Below are 16408 nucleotides of genomic sequence, written 5' to 3' on the forward strand. Positions count from 1 at the left end.
GGCCCGGTCCGCGCGGACCGGGCCACCGTCGTGTTCGGATCAGCCGCCGGTGACCACGCAGGACTCGCCGAACCGGAAGCCCCTACCGACGCTCACATCGGCGCCGCGGCCGACGCCGCCCTGCAATGCCGCCAGGCTGTGCGGACCGCCGCTCGAGGGCACCCAGTCGATGCTGGCGGTGCCGTCGAGCGGGACGACAACGGCCAGCAGGGCGCCGTTGTCGTAGAAGGAGACAGGTTCCATGCCGACGCTGAGCCGGGCCACCAGATGGTGGGTGCAGCCGGTGCCGTAGTTGGTTGCCATCCCGACGCTGAGTCCGGGGTCGACCGTCAATTGCGAGACCGCCGCGGAGGCGGACGGTGAGCCGATCGTCATGGCCAGCAACGCCGTCCCGGTGGCCGCGAAGGCGAAGGCAATTTTCCTGTCACTCATATCTCACGTCCTTGTGCTGCGGGGCCGGCCGAACGCGAGGCCGGCGAGTCGTGCTCAATCCTCACCCCATCGTGGGGGCGATGGTGGGAGAACACACGAAACGTTTGCTGCTCGCCGAGCCCCGGTCGATCAGCACCGGACGACGTCCAGGGGCAGGCTCGCGTGCCGCCGGACGAACAGGCTCGGTACCCATCGCGGCGGTGCGTCCTCGACGAGGGTGAACCGTTCGGTGCGCTCGAGCAGCAGGGTGATCGCCGCTGTGGCTTCGAGGCGGGCCAAGGCCGAGCCGATGCAGAAGTGTGCGCCCGCACCGAAGGCCGCGTGTGCCCGTCCGCGCGGCCGCTCCAGGTCGACGACGTCGGGGTCACCGAACATCGCCGGATCGCGGTTGGCCGCGCCCCACAGCAACAGCAGGTGACTGCCCGCGGGCAGCTCGACACCGGCAAGTTCGGTATCGGCGACGACGTGCCGGTGGTGGCCACGAAACGGCGACTCCACCCGCAACGCTTCGTCCAGGAACACCGGGACCAGTTCCGGTCGATCCCGCAGCCGGGCCTGCAGATCGGGGTCGGTCGCCAGCAGGCGGGCCGCCGAGGCGATCAGACCCGCGGTCGACTCGCCGCCCGCACCGATCAACTGCACCACGATCAGCACCGCCTGCTGCTCGTCGATGCGCCCCGCAGCCAGGGCCGCGGCGAGCACATCGATCAGTGCCTCCGGCGAATCCTGCCCGGCAGCACGCTCTTTCGCCGTGGCCACCGCCTGGTAGGCGTAGTGGGCCAGTTCGGCCGCGGAGGTGACGAGGGCTGTCATCCTGCCGTCGGCGACGATGCCGCCCAGCATCTCGGTGGAGTCGTACGCCCACGACAGCAGTCGCGGCACATCGGCACGTGGCAGCCCGACGAGTTCGGCGATCAGCGCGAGCGGCAGCCGGTCGGCGATACCGGTGGCCCAGTCGATCCGGTCACCGACCAGTTCCTCCGCCCACAGCCGCTCGGTGAGCGCGGTGACCACGGGCCCCAGGGTGCGGACCCGCTTGGCCAGGGCCGGGCCGACGATGCTGCGATGCGCGGAGTGCACGGACCCGTCGGCGGTGGCCAGCACGTGCACGGCCTGTCCGGTCGAGTCGAGGTCGAAGGTGATCGGCGCCGCGCCCGGCTGGGCGACGAGCACCCCGGTCAGATGCGAGGAGAACTCCGCCGTGCGCGCGGTGGCCTCGGTGACGGCGGCCCACGACGCGACGAGGAAGAAGTCGGTGCCCGGCACCCGATGGACCGGCGCGTGCTCACGCAGCGTCCGATACAGGGGGTAGGGGTCGTCGAGCACCGCCGCATCGAAGAGATCGATCGCCCCGAGATCCGTGGTCATCGCCGCCGCCTTTCCTGGTCAGGTTGTCGGCCCTCACCGTGTCCCCGGGCGAACAGAAGTTCAACGGCCGTCTCACCTCGAGACTTGTCGGCACACCCGGCACACCGCACTGAATCTCGTGAAACCATGCTCTTCCAGCACATACTCAGGTAGACAGATTCGAGAGAACGTCTCAGCCTGAGACAGTGAAGGAGCTCCCGATGACCGCCGACTGGCTGGCAGGCGGCGACCGCCGCACCGTCGCGATCGACCGGATCGAACGCGCCGCCCTCACGCTGTTCCTCGAACGCGGCATCGACGACGTCACCGCCGAGGACATCGCCGCGGCCGCGGGCTGCTCGCGCGCGACGATGTACCGCTACGTGGGCGGGAAGCCGCGTCTGGTCCGCGCGGTCATGGTCAGGGCCGCGAGCACCGTCGTCGCCCGCGTCGAAGCCGCCGTCGATCAGGTGCCGGCGGGCCGTCGCCCGGTCGAGGCGATCCTGGCCGCGGTCGCCGCCCTCCGCGCCGATCCGATCCTGCGGCAATGGCTGATCCGGCACCGCTCCCCCGACACCGACGAATTCCTCGCCGACGCACCGGAACTCGGCCGCATCGCGACCGCTCTGACCCGCATCGCCCCGGACGACGCGGCCGCGGCCTGGATCGTGCGGGTCGTCCTCTCGCTGCTCACCTGGCCACTGCCCGATGCCGCGGCCGAACGCCGGCTGGTCGAACGGTTCGTCGGTCCGGCCCTGCGCGTCCGCTGAGCGCGGATCAGGGCATCGGCAGCGGCGGCGTCTTCGGGAACTCGACCGGCAGCGCGGCCAGCGAGCGGTGGAACGGGCCGGGCCGCCACACCAGTTCCTCGGCGGGCACGGCCAGCTTCAGCTCCGGGAGCGCGTCGAGCAATTGGTCGATCGCGTCCTGCACGATCAGATACGCCACCGACTTGGCGGGGCAACCGTGCGGGCCCGCACTCCACGCCAGATGCGCCCGGTTGTCGACCACATCGCGACCGGCGATGGCCGGATCGTTGTTGCAGGCCGACATGCTGATCACGACCGGTTCGTTCGCGGGCAGCCACATCTCGTCGATCAGGATCGGCTGACGCGGATAGGTCATGCAGAAGTTGGCCAGCGGCGGGTCGGTGAAGAGCACCTCGTCGAGCGCGTCGCGGGTCGACAGGCTGCCACCGAGCACATTGCCCGCGAAACGATCGTCGGTGAGCATCAGCCGCAGCGTGTTCACCACCAGATTCAGCATCGGCTCGATGCCTGCGCCGTAGAGCACCAGCAGCTGGTGCACCATCTCCTCGTCGGTCAGGGCGGCCGGGTGGTGCAGCAGCCGGGTGGCGACGTCGTCGCCCGGCTCGCGCTGCCGCAGCGCGACCAGGTCGGTCAGCGCGGAGGCGAGCAGGTTGTTGCCCGCTTCGGCGTCGTCGCCCTCGAAGATCTGCGCCATGCCGGTGGCGACCTGCGCCCCGATCTCCGGTGTGCAGCCCAGCATCGAGTTCAGCGCCTGGAACACCAGCGGAAACGCGTACTGGCTCAACAGGTCCGCCGAGCCGGTCACGCAGAAGCTGTTGATCAGCGGGATCGCGAACTGCTCGATGGTGGCGTGCATCGCGTACAGGTCCACACCGGCGATGCCTGCGACATTGGCCTGCCGGTACCTGGTGTGCTCGGCGCCGGTGGTGCGCAGCGCGGCCGGGCGGAACTGCAGCATCGGCAGCACCGGGCAGTCCTGCGGGATATTGCGCTGCCACATCCGCGGATCGGCCGGGAAGTGCTCGGGATCGTTGAGGATCCGGACCGCCGTGTGATACCCGATCACCAGCGTCGCCCGGATTCCCGGCGACAACTCGACCGGCACCACCGAGCCGAACCGGCGCCGCATCTCCCGGTAGGCCGCCTGGGGATCGGCGGCGAACTCGGGAGCGTACATCGGCACCCGCTCGCCGGCCGAGAGGTCCACCGTCATGACGCGTTTGCTTCCTGCCTGCGGAACAGATACTCCGCCAACGTGATCAGCGCACGCATGCCGTGGTCGCGGCGGCGCGCGTCGACGGCGACGACCGGGGTGTCCGGCGCCAGGTCGAGCGCCTCACGCACTTCCTCGAGCGGGTAACGCCGGAAGCCCTCGAACTCGTTGACCGCCACCGCGTAGGGCACACCGCGCTGTTCCAGCGCCGAAAGCACGTCGTCGGCCTTCTCGATGCGCCGGGTGTCGACCAGCACGAGGGCGCCCAGCGCGCCACGGGCCAGCTCCTCCCACAGCGGGGCGAAGCGTTCCTGGCCGGGAGTGCCGAAAAGATACAGCGCCAGTTGCGGGTTCAGGGTGATGCGGCCGAAATCCAGTGCGACGGTGGTCTGCACCTTGGTGCCGAGCCCCGCCATATCGTCGACGCCGATGCTCGCCTCGGTGATCGTTTCCTCGGTGCGCAGCGGCCTGATCTCGGAGACGCCGCACACGAACGTCGTCTTGCCGACGCCGAAATTGCCTGCGACCAGGATCTTCACCGACCGCGTCACGGTCTCCGCGACGTAGTCGACCTCACCCCGCGATGGCACGGAGACCATGCAGCACCTCCTTGATCAACGCTAGTTCCGGCTTCACTTCGGCCGGAGTCGGGCACTGTAGATAGCCGCTGTCGAGCAGATCGGACACGATGATCTTCACGACCGACGCGGGCAGATCCAGATACGCCGACAGTTCGGCGATGGACAGCGCGCCGCGGCGACTGGTGAGCGCGAGGACCCGGCGCTCGTCGGGCCGATGATCGGGCCGCGCGTCGGCGAGCGCGCGGACCAGGGTCACCAGGTCCAGTTCATGCGCGGCCCGCACCCGTCCGCCGGTGCGCACATACGACCTGACCAGATCGGGATCGCGCCTGCCGCGACTCATTACCTGCCACCGTGCCGCGGCGCGCTGCCGATCTCGTGGCCGACGCGCGAGGCCAGTTCGTTCATCCGGTGCGCCACCAGCGCGACGTCGACGTCGGCGGTGGTGGCGACGCCTAGCAGCGCACCGACACCGGCCGCGGTGATCATGATCATGCCATCGTCGTACTCGGTCATGTTCTGGCGCACCGCGTTCGACGATCCGCCGCAGAATTCGCCGAGCGCCTTGCCGAGCGAGCGCAGGCCGGAGGCGGCCGCGGCGAACCGTTCGGCGTCGTCCTTGGCCACGCCACGGGAGTGGGCGATCCGCAGTCCGTCATCGGACAGCAGCACCGCGAAGCGGACGCCGGGGATCTCCAGATCCTCGAGCAGCCACGCTAGTCGGTTCGTGCTATCGGCTACCGGTGTGCTCATCGGCTGTTCCTTCCGTCGTTCGCTCGGCCGCAGCGAGGCGACCGCTGCGGGAACCGCTGTGCCAGGCAGCGGCGAGGTCGGGGCGAGCATTGCCCGATTCGGTGGGCACTCCCGCCGAATCCGGCGCGACCGGCCTGCGGCGGCGCTTGGGCAATCCCCCGCTGGTGATCTCGTGCACTTCGGCGCGGGGCCCGTCGGCCTCGACGAGCACCGGCACTGGTACCGGGACGTGGGCGGGGGCAACGAGTTCGGGCTCGGGCAGGCGCGGTGCGGCACCACTCACCAGCAGTGCCGACGGAACGTAGACCATCGCGCGCATGCCGCCGAAGATGTTCGGCCCGTCGACATGGACGGAGAACCCGTAGCGCCGCGCCAGCGCCGCGATGCCGGGGAAGCCGACCTTCGGCGCCGGTCCGAGATCATGGATGTCGACCGCGCGTTCGCCACTGAGCACCTGCCGCGCGTCCTCGAGCTGCTCCGGGCTCATCCGCATGCCCGCGTCATCGACGATGACGGTGACACCGTGGTGCCCCTCCTGGAAGCCGACCTCGACGAACGACGACGGCGGCGAATAGCGCAGCGCGTTGTCGAGCAGCGTGGCCAGCGTGTGCACGAGCGGTTCCACCGCGCGGCTGATCACGACCCGATCGGACTGCCCCGACCGCACGCGCAGGAATTCCCGGACGCGCCCGGTGGCGCCGCCCGCCACGTCGGTGAGCGACTGCTGCGGCCAGCGACGGCCGGGCAGGCCACCGGAGACGATCACATAGGACTGCGCCTGCCGGATCATCTGCTGCACGGTGTGGTCGATCCGGGTCAGCGTCTCGTAAATGGCGTCGTCGCGATGCTCACGCAGCGCGGCGCTCACGACCTGGCCCAGGTCGGTGCCGAGGCTGACCACCGAGGTGCCGAACGAGCGCACCGCCGCGCTGGTGGCGGCCCGCGAGGACGCCGACAGCTCGGTCTGCGCCTCCTCTTTGGCCGCCACGACCTCGTTGAGCCGACGCTGCTCGCCGTAGCGTTCGACCATCGCCCTGGTCTCCTCGGAGACCATGCGCAGATCCTCGGCGTGACCGGTGGCGATCACCTGCAGCACCTGGCCGACCTGCGAATTCTGCAGTTCCACGGGCAGATCGACAGCCACCGCGGGGATCTCGTGCCTGCGCACCGCGTCGGTGATCGAGGGCAGTGTCGTCTGCGCCAGCTGGATCAGCGCGTTCTCGCACGCGACGCGCTCACGGATGGCGGCGTCGGCGCGCAGTCGCTGCTGGCGCTCGTTGCGCATGGCAAAGACCGTCACGGCCAGCGCGAGCAGCAACAGCGGCGCTCCGATGACGAGTAACAGCACCGCGATTCCTGAGTTCATCAGATCTTTCGTCGTCGTCGACCACACCACGCCCTGGCCGGTGGGCCCTCACCGGCCGGCCCGGGAGGCATTCGCCAGGCAAGCCTCGCTGCCGGCGACCCGCACACAGTAGCAGCACCATGATCGATTGCGATGTGGATCGTCCTGTCCACCATCAGAATTCCCACCCGCGCTCCTGGGCGGGTGATCTATTCTGGTTTGCTATGCCCCGATCCGGTCGAGGCGGAACCTCGGGTACCGGATACCATCCCCTGGTGGCGAAACTGAAGCTCTCCGTCGATGTCCCCGTCCCACCGGACCAGGCGTGGGCCCACGCTTCCGACCTGCCCGCGCTCGGCGACTGGCTGACCATTCACGAGGCGTGGCGCGGCACCCTGCCCGAGGATCTCACCCCCGGCACCGTCCTCGTCGGCATCGCCCGCGTGAAGGGCTTTCGCAACAAGGTCACCTGGACCGTGCGCACCGCCGAACCGCCGCGTCGCCTGGCGCTGACCGGTACGGGCATCGGCGGCACCAAGTTCGGGCTCGCGATGCTGGTCGAACCGGCGGGCAGTGGGTCCAAGGTCGGTGTCGACATCGATCTCGGCGGTGCACCACTGTTCGGCCCGATCGGTTCGGCGGTCGCGAAGGCACTGCGCGGCGATATCGAACGGTCGCTCGAAGCCTTCGTCAAGCTCTACGGCTGAGTCGCTACGCGAAAGCCCGGGCGGAACACCAGGTTCCGTCCGGGCTTTCGCGCGTGTGCGGCGTCAGACCAGTGCCGCTGCTTCGGCGTCGACCGGAGCCTCGGGTTTGCTCCGCGGCAGGAAGAACGCCGGGATCAGCGTCAGCGCCGCGAGAATCACGGTGACCCAGTAGGTATTGCTGAACGCGTCGGCGGCCAGTTCCAGACCTTGCTCGATCACCGACGGCGGCACCTGTGCGGCGATGTCCGGTCGGGCGTTCGAGGCGATACCGATCTTGGCCTCGGGGTGGTCGTTGAGCTGGGCGGCCAGCACGACCGACATCGTCGCCGTGCCGATCGAGGCCGCGGTCTGGTTGATGATGTTCATCAGTGTCGAACCGCGCGCGACCTGGGCGTGCGAGAGCGTCTGGATGGCGGCGGTCATCACCGGCATCATGGTGCAGCCCATGCCCAGACCCATCACGAACAGCGCGGCGCCGATCATCAGGTAGGACGTGTCGGCGTGCAGCTGGGTGAAGCCCGCCAGGCCGATGGTGATGAAGGTGATGCCGAACATGACGATCTTGCCCGGCCCGATCTTGTCGACCAGGAAGCCGGCGATCGGCATCGTCAGCATGGCGCCGATCCCCTGTGGCGCCATGAGCAGGCCGGAATCGAAGGCCGTCTCACCGCGCACCTGCTGCAGGTAGTTCGGCAGCAGGAAGCCCGCGCCGAAGAACGCCGTCGCGAACAGCGACATGGTCAGCACCGAGTAGCGCAGCGACGGGTTGCGGAACAGGCGCAGGTCGATCAGCGGATGCTCGGTGCGCAACGCGTGGAACACGAACGCCACCAGCAGCACAGCGCCGATGATCGCCGGAATGAGCACGCGCGCGGCGAGCACCGTGCCCTTCTCCGGGATGGAGGAGACACCGAACAGGAACAGCGCCAGGCCCGGCGAGGCAAGCAGCATGCCGAGGAAGTCGAACGATTCCGAGGGCTTGGGCTTGTCGGGCGCGAACACGAGGTAGGCCAGGATCAGGGCGACCACACCCAGCGGCAGGTTGATCAGGAAGATCCAGTGCCAGCTGAAGGAGTCGATGAGCCAGCCGCCGAGGATGGGGCCGCAGATCGGGCCGAGCAGCATCGGCACACCGAGCACCGCCATCACACGGCCGATCCGCTGCGGGCCGGCGGCGTGGGTCATGATCGTCATACCCAGCGGCATGAGCATGCCGCCGCCGATGCCCTGGATGACGCGGAACGCCACCAGCGACTCGATACTCCACGCCATCGAACACAGCACCGACCCGATGATGAAGAAGGTCAGGGCCGCCATATAGAGGCGTTTGGTGCCGAAGCGGTCGGCCGCCCACCCCGTCATCGGGATGACCGAGGCCAGCGCCAGGGTGTAGCCGGTCATGGTCCAGGCGACGACCTCGACGGAGGCCTGGAAGTCCGCCATGAATGTCGGAATCGCGACGGTGACCACGGTGATGTCGAGGATCGACATCACCGCGCCGAGGACGACTACGCCTGCCACTTTGAGTACGGCGGCATCCAGTTTGTCGGAGGTGGGATCGGCAGCGGCGCCGATATCCGGAGGTTTCGTCACCGCTTGAGCCTGGCACCTTTCGCCGCCGAAGACCAGCGAAATTTATTGTTCGTGATCTCGTGTCACACGGGAGCGGCGGCCGCGGCGTCGGCGGCCCGCAGCGCCGCCGCCGTCGAAGCGGGCGAAGCGGGCAGAAGCGGCAACCGGACCGCCGGGCTGGGGATCTGCCCCCGTTGGGCCAGCACCGCTTTGACGACCGTCGGGTTGGGTTCGGCGAACAGGGCGGCACCGAGCGCGTCGAGGCGATTTCCGATCTCGCGGCCCCGTATCGCGTCACCGGCGAGCCAGGCGGCGATCAACTCCGCGTAGTCCGCGGGCGCGATATTGGCCGCGGCGAGGATGCCGCCCCGCGCGCCGAGCGCGAGCAGGGCCGAGGCGAACCGGTCGTCGCCGCACAGCACCGTCGTGCTGGATCCGGCGCGAGCCATCAGTTCGACACTGGCCGCGTCGACACCGCCCACGGAATGCTTGAACCCGGCGATGTTCGGAATGTTCGCGAGCCGCACCAGCGTCTCCCCGCCGAGCGGGCGCGCGGTGCGGTAGGGCACGTCGTAGACGTAGAGCGGGGCCGGGCTGGCCGCCGCCAGCGCGGTGAAGTGCGCGACGACACCCTCCTCACTCGGGCGCACGTAGTACGGCACCACCGCGAGCACACCCGCGATCGGATGCCGCAATTCGCCGACCGCCCTGACCGATTCCGCGGTCGCGTTGCCGCCAGCGCAGACGATCAGCGGCGCGTTCCGTTCGGCGCACACGGCGGCGCAGAGGTCGAGGACGCGGTCTCGTTCGTCGGTGGTCAGCGCCGAGGGCTCGGCGGTGGTGCCCAAGGCGACGAGTCCGGTCGCGCCCGCGTCGAGGACGCTGTGCGCGTGCTGTTCCAGGGCAGCGGGCGCGAGGGCGCCGTCGGCGGTGAACGGCGTGATCATGGGGACGAACAAACCCTGCAGCGATGTCATGGTTCCTATCGTCGGGCCGCCGACACATCAGGTCCAGTTCACATTCGTGATGTCGAACGTAAGCTGAACTGATGCTGGATGTCCGCAAGCTCCGCCTCCTGCGCGAACTCGCCCACCGCGGCACCATCGCCGCGGTCGCCGACGCGCTCAGCTACACGCCCTCGGCCGTGTCGCAACAGCTCACCGCGCTCGAACGCGAGGCGGGTGTTCCCCTCCTGGAACGCACGGGCCGCCGCGTCACTCTCACACCGTCCGCGCACCTGCTCGTCGGCCACACCGAAACGATCCTCGCTGCCCTCGAACGCGCCGATGCCGAATTGGCAGTCGCCCGAGACGAACTCGCCGGCACCCTGCGGATCGGCGCCTTCCCCACCGCCGCCCGCACGCTCCTGTCCCCCGCCCTGGTCGCCCTGAGCACCGACCATCCCCGCCTCGAACTCACGGTCACCGAGATCGACCCCGCCGACGTCCCCGACGCCCTGCGCGCGGGCACCCTCGACATCGCACTCACCCACGACTACGACCTGGTGCCCGCCACCCCCGACCCCGCCATCCACACCGAGCCCCTGCACACCGAAACCGTCTACCTCGCCACCCGAAACTCCGTCCCGGACACCAAACCTCTCCACGCCCAGCTCGAATCCCCGTGGATCGCAGGCACACCCGGCACCCTCTGCCATACCGTCACCCTCCGCGCCTGCCAGGCAGCGGGTTTCACGCCCCGCATCCGCCACCACGCCGACGACTTCGACACGGTCCTGGCCTTGGTCGCGGCCGACGCGGGCACCGCGATCGTCCCCGCCCTCGCTCTGCACTCCCCACCCGACGATGTCACCCTCACACCCTTGTCGACCCGCCGCCACACCCACCTCGCCTACCGCAACGGCACGGACGCCCACCCCGCGATCGCCGCCGCCCGCACCGCCTTACGTTCGGCAGCCCGAGCGGCGGAACACCATTCGTGAGCGATCCGAATCCGGACAACTGGATCCGCCCGGCCCGATGGCGCCTGCGGCCGGTCACGCGCTGACAGGTCAGGCGGTCTTGTCACGCTGGGAGGTGCGCTGGCGGGTGCGGGTGGCCGAGATCGGGTCGATGTCGGGCATCGACCACTGGGCCGAGAGGGCGAGGCTGGGTTCGCGGCCGGAGGCCACGTGCCGGTAGGCGATCTCGGCGGCGGCGTCGGGGTCGCCTGCGGCGATGGCGGCGTAGAGGGCTTCGTGTTCCGCGCACTGGGTGCCGGGGTCACGCTCCTTGGTGAGGTGGAACAGCCAGCGGACGCGGGATTCCAAGGGGCGCAGCAGGGATTGCAGGAGCGGATTGCCGGAGACCTCGACGATGCGAGTGTGGAAGCCGGCATTCGCGGCGGCGATCGCGGCCTGGTCGCCCGCGGCGGTGGCCCGGCGGGCGGCGTCGAGTTGCTCGCGCAGGGCGGCGAGGTCGGTGGGTTCGGCGCGTTCGGCGGCCAGGCGGGCAGCGAGGACTTCCAGGCTCTCGCGGACGTCGAACAGGTCGCGCACGTCGGCGGCGGTGAACGGGGCGACGATCGCACCCTGACGCGGCACGATCACGACCAACCCCTCGCGCTCGAGCATCTGCAGCGCCTCGCGCAGCGGGATCCGGGAGATCTCCAGCTCGGTCGCGAGATCGCGTTCGACCAGCCGCTGCCCTGGGCTCAGCCGCAGGTCGATGATCCGGTCGCGGAGCTCCTCGTAGGCCCGGTCCCGCAGCGACTTCTTCGCCGGTTCCGCCGACACCGCACCACCCTTCCGCGCTTGCACTCCCACCACGGTAGTACCGCCCGCCGCGAGCGACCGTTTCTTACGTTTCGGTAATCCGCCCGTCATCCGCGGGCCCCAGGCTGACACTTAACGGTATACCGCTAAGTGGGCGGTTCGTTCGATCAAGGAGTACCCCGTGCACAAGTCCACTCGGCGCGCGATCGCCTTCGGCTCGGCCGCCCTGGCCGCCGCTGCCCTGCTGTCGGCCTGCGGATCCTCCGGCACCACCGCGTCGGGCGGCACACTGAAGGTCGGCGTGTTCTTCCCCGGCTCGCTCTCCGACACCGGTTTCATGCAGTCGGGGTATCTGGGCTACCAGCGCATCGCCGACAAGCTCGGCGACAAGGTGGAACTGAGCAAGGTCGAACAGGTCGCCGCGAGCGACTACCAGCAGGCCCTGGTCCGGTTCGCCTCGACCAACGATCTGGTGATCTCGCTCGGCGGCCAGACCGACGCCGACGTGCGCAAGGTCGCCCCGCAGTTCCCGAACGTGAAGTTCGTCGAGATCGGCGGCCCTGCCGATGCCAAGCCCATGGCCAATCTCGCCTACTACGACCCGCAGCAGGCCGAGGCCGAGTTCCTCAGCGGCGCGGTATCGGCGGCGGGCGCGAAGACCGGCGCGGTCGCCTTCGTCGGCGGCGTCGAGCTGCCCGCGATCGTCAACGCCGCCAATGCCTTCGGCAACGGCGCCCGCTTCGCCAAACCCGACGTGAAGGTGCTGACCCCGCAATATGTCGGCGACTTCAACGACCCGGCCAAGGCCAAGCAGGCCGCCCTGGCCGACTACGGCGCCGGCGCCGGCGCGCTCGGCCAGATCGTCAATCTGGGCAAGGCGGGTATGGAACAGGCCGCGACCCAGGCAGGCGCGGCCATGGTCGGCGGACCGATCCCCGGCGATTGCACCAACCCCGTCTACCTGGGCTACGTGCACACCGACATCGGCGCCGAGGTCGAGTACGCCGTGAACGCCGCGCTCGACAACTCGTGGAAGGCCGAGAACGTGCGCTTCGGCCTCACCTCGCCCAACCACGGCACCGATTTCGTGCTGTGCAGCAAGGACGCCGCGGTCGCCGACGCACTCGCCAAGGCCAAGACAGCCCTGGCCACCGGCGCGGTCGAGCCGTACTGACCGCCATGAGCACTCCCGCATTGACCCTGCAGGGACTGGGTAAGAGCTTCGGTGACGTGCGGGCCCTGCACGATGTCGACGTCACCGTCGAATCCGGCACCGTCCATTGCGTTCTCGGCGAGAACGGCGCGGGCAAGTCGACGCTGTGCAACCTGGTCTTCGGCGGCTACCGGCCCGACACGGGCCGGATGACGCTGGGCGGCACCGAGTTCCGGCCCGACTCCCCCGCCGCCGCGATGGCCGCGGGCGTGGCCATGGTGCACCAGCACTTCAGCCTGGTCACCACCATGACCGTCGCGGAGAATCTGCTGCTCACCCAGCGGGGCGTGCGGATGCGCCGTGGCGAGCTGACCGACCGGCTCGACGAGATCGCCCAGCGCTACCGGCTGCGGATCGATCTCGATCAGCGGGTCGCGACGATGCCGGTCGGCGCGCGGCAGAAGGTCGAGATCGTCAAGGCGCTGCTGCGCGATCCGTCGCTGATCCTGCTCGACGAGCCGACCGGCGTGCTCGATCCCGCCGAGATCGACGCGCTGATCGACACCTGCCGCGCTGTCGCCGCCGACGGTAAAGCGGTGGTGCTGGTGACGCACAAGCTCGGCGAGGTCGCCCGGGTCGCCGACGCCGCGACCGTGCTGCGGCGCGGCACGGTCGCCGGTGGCGGGCGGATGTCGAACACCGGCATCACGCAGCTGCTGACCGCCATGGTCGGCCGCACCGCCGCCGACCTCGATCCGACGGTGGCCGCGACCCTCGGCGTCGATACCGCAAGGCCCGCAACGAAAATCGCACCGACACCGGAGACGGCGATGCCGGTGCTGTCCGTCGACGGCCTCACCGCCCATCGGGCCGACGGCAGCACCGCACTCGACGAGGTGCGGCTACGCGTGCGGCCCGGCGAGATCGTCGGCATCGCCGGAGTCGAAGGCAACGGTCAGAGCGAACTCGTCGCCGTCCTGGCCGGCAGCGCACCGGCGGCGGCGGGCACCGTCACCCTCGACGGCACCGACATCACCGCCGCGCGTCCCGCCACGCGCACCGGTCTCGGCCTCGCTGTCGTGCCCGAAGATCGCCACCGCGACGCGATGGTCGCCGACATGACCATCGCCGAGAACCTCTTCCTCGGGCAGCTCGGCAGGTTCCGCCGCTTCGGGCTGCTCGACAAACGCGCCATGGGTCGCGCCGCGCAGGCCGAACTCGAGCGGTTCGACGTGCGCGCCGCCGGGCCGTGGGTGCGCATGGGCGCGCTCTCGGGCGGCAACCAGCAGAAGGTGGTGCTCGCCCGCGAGCTGTCCACCACGAACCTGCGCTGCCTGGTCGCCGCCCAGCCGACGCGCGGATTGGATATCGGCGCGGTCGATTTCGTGCTGACCCGGCTGCGCAGCGCCGCCGCCGACGGCTGCGGTGTGCTCGTGGTGTCCAGCGAGGTGCCCGAACTGCTCGCCCTGTGCGATCGGGTGCTGGTCGCCTATCGCGGCACGCTCACCGGCCCCGTCGAGACGGCCGATCCCACTGCGGCACAACAGATCAGCGAACTGATGATGGGAGTGTCGGCATGACCGCTGTCACCGAGAGCAGAACGGCGGGCAGGTACCGAATCCGGCTGCGCCGCTGGGCACATCAGCCCGTTGTGGTCGCGGCCGCGGCGATGATCGCCGCCGGCGTGGTCGGGCTCATCCTGGCCGCCTTCGCGGGTGCGGCGCCCGGCGCGACGATGACCGCGCTGTGGGAAGGCATGTTCGGCAGCGGTTATGCCGTCGGCGCTTCGTTCAATGTCGCGGCCACCTTGATGCTGGTGGCCGTCGGATTCACCATCGCGCACCGGGCGGGCCTGGTGAATGTGGGTGGTGAGGGCCAGATCTGCGCGGGCGGTATCGCCGCCACCGCCATCGGCACCACGCTGACCGGCGCTCCCGCCGCGATCACCCTGCCCGCGGTACTGATCGGCGCGGCGGCCGCGGGCTGGCTCTGGGCCGCGATCGCCGCCTACCTGCGGGTCCGGCGTGGCACCAGCGAGATCATCACCACGCTGCTGCTCAATTTCGTCGGCCTCGCCATGGTGCTGCTCGTGGTGCACGAACCCGCGCTGCTGCGGCAGCCGGTGACCTCGTCGGAAACCCTGCCGCAGTCCGAACAGCTCACTCCCGCCGCGCAACTGCCACTGCTCGGCATCGAACGCTCCCCCGCGACCATCGCGCTGTGGATCGCGGTCGTGGCCGCGCTCGGCACCGCGATCCTGGTCCGCCACACCGCCCTGGGCACCCGGCTGCGCGCGGTCGGCCTCAATCCCGACGCGGCGGCCCGGCTCGGCCTGCCCGTGCAGCGGCTGCGATTCCTCAGCCTGTCGGGTGCGGGCGCGTTCTCCGGCATCGCGGGCGGATTGCTCGTCGCCACCGCGCCTTTCGTCCTCGCGGAGGGCTTCTCCTCCGGATACGGGTTCTCCGGCCTTGTCGTCGGGCTGCTTGCCCGTGGCTCGCTGGCCGCGGTCGTCGCGGTCTCGCTGCTGCTCGGATTCCTCGTCTCCGGCGGGATCAACCTGCAGCTGGCCGCGAATGTGCCCGCGTCGACCGTCAGCGTCGTCGAGTCGCTGATGATCGTGTTCATCGCGGGCGCCGCCCTGTGGACCCGGTCGGCGCGCAAGCCCGAACCCGCTGCCCCGCAGGCTGTTTCCCCGATCGATACCGCCGACCTGGCAGGAGCACCGCGATGAGCCTCGACACGGTCACCGACATCGCCACCAGCGGTATCGGTTTCACCCTGCCCATCCTCGTCGCCGCGAGCGGCGAACTGGTCAGCGAACGCGCGGGGGTGCTCAATCTGAGCCTCGAGGCGATGATGCTGACCGGCGCTTTCGCGGGCGTGCTCGGGGCTGTCGCCACCGGTTCACCGGTCCTCGGCGCGATCACCGCTGTGGGCGCCGCGCTGCTCTTCGGTGCGCTGCAAGCGATCTGGAGTGTCAGCTTGCGGGCCGACCAGATCGTCGTGGGCATCGCGAGCAATGCGCTGGCCCTCGGTGCCACCACCTATGGCGCGCGGCTGCTGCTGGCCGACGGCAAGGGCCACGGTGCCCCCGGTTTCGACGCGTTGCGCATTCCCCTGCTGCACCGCATCCCGGTCGTCGGGCCCGCCCTGTTCGGGCAGACCGCGCTCGGCTACCTGTGCCTCGTCGTCGTGGCCGTCCTGGCCGTCGCGTTCTCCCGGCGAACCAAGCTGGGCCTGGTGATCGACGCGATCGGCGAGGACGCCGTCGCCGCCGACCGCACCGGGCTGTCCGTGCGGATCGTCCGCTACGGCTGTGTGCTGCTCGCCGCGTTCGCCGCGGGCCTTGGCGGTGCGCAACTGGCGCTGTCGGAGGTGCATTCGTTCAGCGACAACATGACCGGCGGCATCGGCTATCTCGCCGTGGTCGCGGTGATCGCGGGCCGCTGGCGCGCGCTCGGCGTGATCTGGGCGTCGGTGTTCTTCGGTATCGCCCAGGCACTGCAGTTCGCGCTGCCCGCGCTGGGTGTCGACGTGCCGTTCGCGCTGCTGGTGATGCTGCCCTATCTGATCGCGATCGTCGCCGTCAGCGGCCTGGTCGGCAACAGCCGCTCACCGCGCGACCTGACCGTCGCCTTCGCCCGAACGTCCTGACCCGCCCCCGCTTTCGAGGAGCTCCTGCGTTGACTCTGATCCTGTCGCATTCCGAGGTGACCGCCGTGCTCGACCGCGGCGAAGTACTGGCCGCGGGCGGGGGGGGCCACACCCACCACGCGCGCGGCACCCCCGTAGTACCCGCCCCCCCCGCGAGGAAGCGCGGTG

The 16408-nt window shown here is 69.9% G+C and carries 17 protein-coding genes; 7 read left to right on the plus strand and 10 right to left on the minus strand.

Going from position 1 to position 16408, the window contains the following annotated elements:
* Positions 1–39: 39 nt before the first annotated feature.
* Positions 40–432 (minus strand): hypothetical protein, encoded by a 393-nt coding sequence (locus ACFWF2_RS30660; protein ID WP_379310960.1) that lies wholly within the window; start codon positions 430–432, stop codon positions 40–42.
* 129 nt (positions 433–561) lie between these two features.
* Positions 562–1800, minus strand: a complete 1239-nt coding sequence (locus ACFWF2_RS30665) for a cytochrome P450 (RefSeq protein WP_379310961.1) — start codon at positions 1798–1800, stop codon at positions 562–564.
* Between the two features lie 200 nt (positions 1801–2000).
* On the opposite strand from ACFWF2_RS30665, the gene ACFWF2_RS30670 reads away from it, so the two are divergent.
* Complete coding sequence (locus tag ACFWF2_RS30670) at positions 2001–2549, plus strand: TetR/AcrR family transcriptional regulator (protein WP_379310962.1); 549 nt, start codon at positions 2001–2003, stop codon at positions 2547–2549.
* Positions 2550–2556: 7 nt separating this feature from the next.
* Here ACFWF2_RS30670 and ACFWF2_RS30675 read toward each other — a convergent pair whose 3' ends face one another.
* The 5 genes from ACFWF2_RS30675 to ACFWF2_RS30695 are packed head-to-tail and all read right to left on the minus strand — an operon-like array spanning position 2557 to position 6462.
* Positions 2557–3762 carry a cytochrome P450 gene (locus tag ACFWF2_RS30675; protein ID WP_379310963.1) on the minus strand — a complete coding sequence of 402 codons (1206 nt, stop codon included), beginning with the start codon at positions 3760–3762 and terminating at the stop codon, positions 2557–2559.
* Positions 3759–4361, minus strand: a complete 603-nt coding sequence (locus tag ACFWF2_RS30680; protein WP_189033371.1) for an ATP/GTP-binding protein — start codon at positions 4359–4361, stop codon at positions 3759–3761. Before ACFWF2_RS30680 ends, ACFWF2_RS30675 begins: the two co-directional genes overlap by 4 nt.
* Complete coding sequence (locus ACFWF2_RS30685; protein ID WP_379310964.1) at positions 4336–4686, minus strand: DUF742 domain-containing protein; 351 nt, start codon at positions 4684–4686, stop codon at positions 4336–4338. Before ACFWF2_RS30685 ends, ACFWF2_RS30680 begins: the two co-directional genes overlap by 26 nt.
* Positions 4686–5096, minus strand: a complete 411-nt coding sequence (locus tag ACFWF2_RS30690; protein WP_379310966.1) for a roadblock/LC7 domain-containing protein — start codon at positions 5094–5096, stop codon at positions 4686–4688. Before ACFWF2_RS30690 ends, ACFWF2_RS30685 begins: the two co-directional genes overlap by 1 nt.
* Positions 5074–6462 carry a sensor histidine kinase gene (locus ACFWF2_RS30695; protein ID WP_379310967.1) on the minus strand — a complete coding sequence of 463 codons (1389 nt, stop codon included), beginning with the start codon at positions 6460–6462 and terminating at the stop codon, positions 5074–5076. Before ACFWF2_RS30695 ends, ACFWF2_RS30690 begins: the two co-directional genes overlap by 23 nt.
* A 254-nt stretch (positions 6463–6716) precedes the next feature.
* Between ACFWF2_RS30695 and ACFWF2_RS30700 the strand changes: the two genes are divergently transcribed.
* Entirely contained in the window at positions 6717–7148 is a 432-nt protein-coding gene (locus ACFWF2_RS30700; RefSeq protein ID WP_379310968.1) for an SRPBCC family protein, read from the plus strand.
* Positions 7149–7211: 63 nt separating this feature from the next.
* On the opposite strand, the gene ACFWF2_RS30705 is transcribed toward ACFWF2_RS30700, so the two are convergent.
* Both ACFWF2_RS30705 and dapA read right to left on the minus strand, forming a co-directional pair.
* Positions 7212–8741 carry a DHA2 family efflux MFS transporter permease subunit gene (locus ACFWF2_RS30705; RefSeq protein WP_379310969.1) on the minus strand — a complete coding sequence of 510 codons (1530 nt, stop codon included), beginning with the start codon at positions 8739–8741 and terminating at the stop codon, positions 7212–7214.
* A gap of 62 nt (positions 8742–8803) precedes the next feature.
* Positions 8804–9697, minus strand: a complete 894-nt coding sequence (gene dapA, locus ACFWF2_RS30710; protein WP_379310971.1) for a 4-hydroxy-tetrahydrodipicolinate synthase — start codon at positions 9695–9697, stop codon at positions 8804–8806.
* A 71-nt stretch (positions 9698–9768) separates the two neighbouring features.
* Here dapA and ACFWF2_RS30715 point away from each other — a divergent pair, with 71 nt between their 5' ends.
* Positions 9769–10662: a LysR family transcriptional regulator gene (locus tag ACFWF2_RS30715; protein ID WP_379310972.1), complete on the plus strand. Its 894-nt coding sequence runs from the start codon at positions 9769–9771 to the stop codon at positions 10660–10662.
* A 69-nt stretch (positions 10663–10731) separates the two neighbouring features.
* On the opposite strand, the gene ACFWF2_RS30720 is transcribed toward ACFWF2_RS30715, so the two are convergent.
* The gene (locus ACFWF2_RS30720; RefSeq protein WP_379310973.1) at positions 10732–11478 is read right to left on the minus strand and encodes a GntR family transcriptional regulator; all 747 of its coding nucleotides are present in this window, start codon (positions 11476–11478) and stop codon (positions 10732–10734) included.
* Between the two features lie 136 nt (positions 11479–11614).
* On the opposite strand from ACFWF2_RS30720, the gene ACFWF2_RS30725 reads away from it, so the two are divergent.
* The 4 genes from ACFWF2_RS30725 to ACFWF2_RS30740 are packed head-to-tail and all read left to right on the plus strand — an operon-like array spanning position 11615 to position 16240.
* Entirely contained in the window at positions 11615–12607 is a 993-nt protein-coding gene (locus tag ACFWF2_RS30725) for a BMP family protein (protein WP_379310974.1), read from the plus strand.
* Between the two features lie 5 nt (positions 12608–12612).
* Positions 12613–14166, plus strand: a complete 1554-nt coding sequence (locus ACFWF2_RS30730; RefSeq protein ID WP_379310976.1) for an ABC transporter ATP-binding protein — start codon at positions 12613–12615, stop codon at positions 14164–14166.
* Entirely contained in the window at positions 14163–15317 is a 1155-nt protein-coding gene (locus ACFWF2_RS30735; RefSeq protein WP_379310977.1) for an ABC transporter permease, read from the plus strand. Before ACFWF2_RS30730 ends, ACFWF2_RS30735 begins: the two co-directional genes overlap by 4 nt.
* On the plus strand, positions 15314–16240 hold the full coding sequence (locus ACFWF2_RS30740) for an ABC transporter permease (RefSeq protein WP_379310978.1): 927 nt from the start codon (positions 15314–15316) through the stop codon (positions 16238–16240). Before ACFWF2_RS30735 ends, ACFWF2_RS30740 begins: the two co-directional genes overlap by 4 nt.
* The last annotated feature ends 168 nt before the right edge of the window (positions 16241–16408 follow it).

The organism is Nocardia sp. NPDC060259 (assembly GCF_042728775.1).
Classification (GTDB): Bacteria; Actinomycetota; Actinomycetes; order Mycobacteriales; family Mycobacteriaceae; genus Nocardia.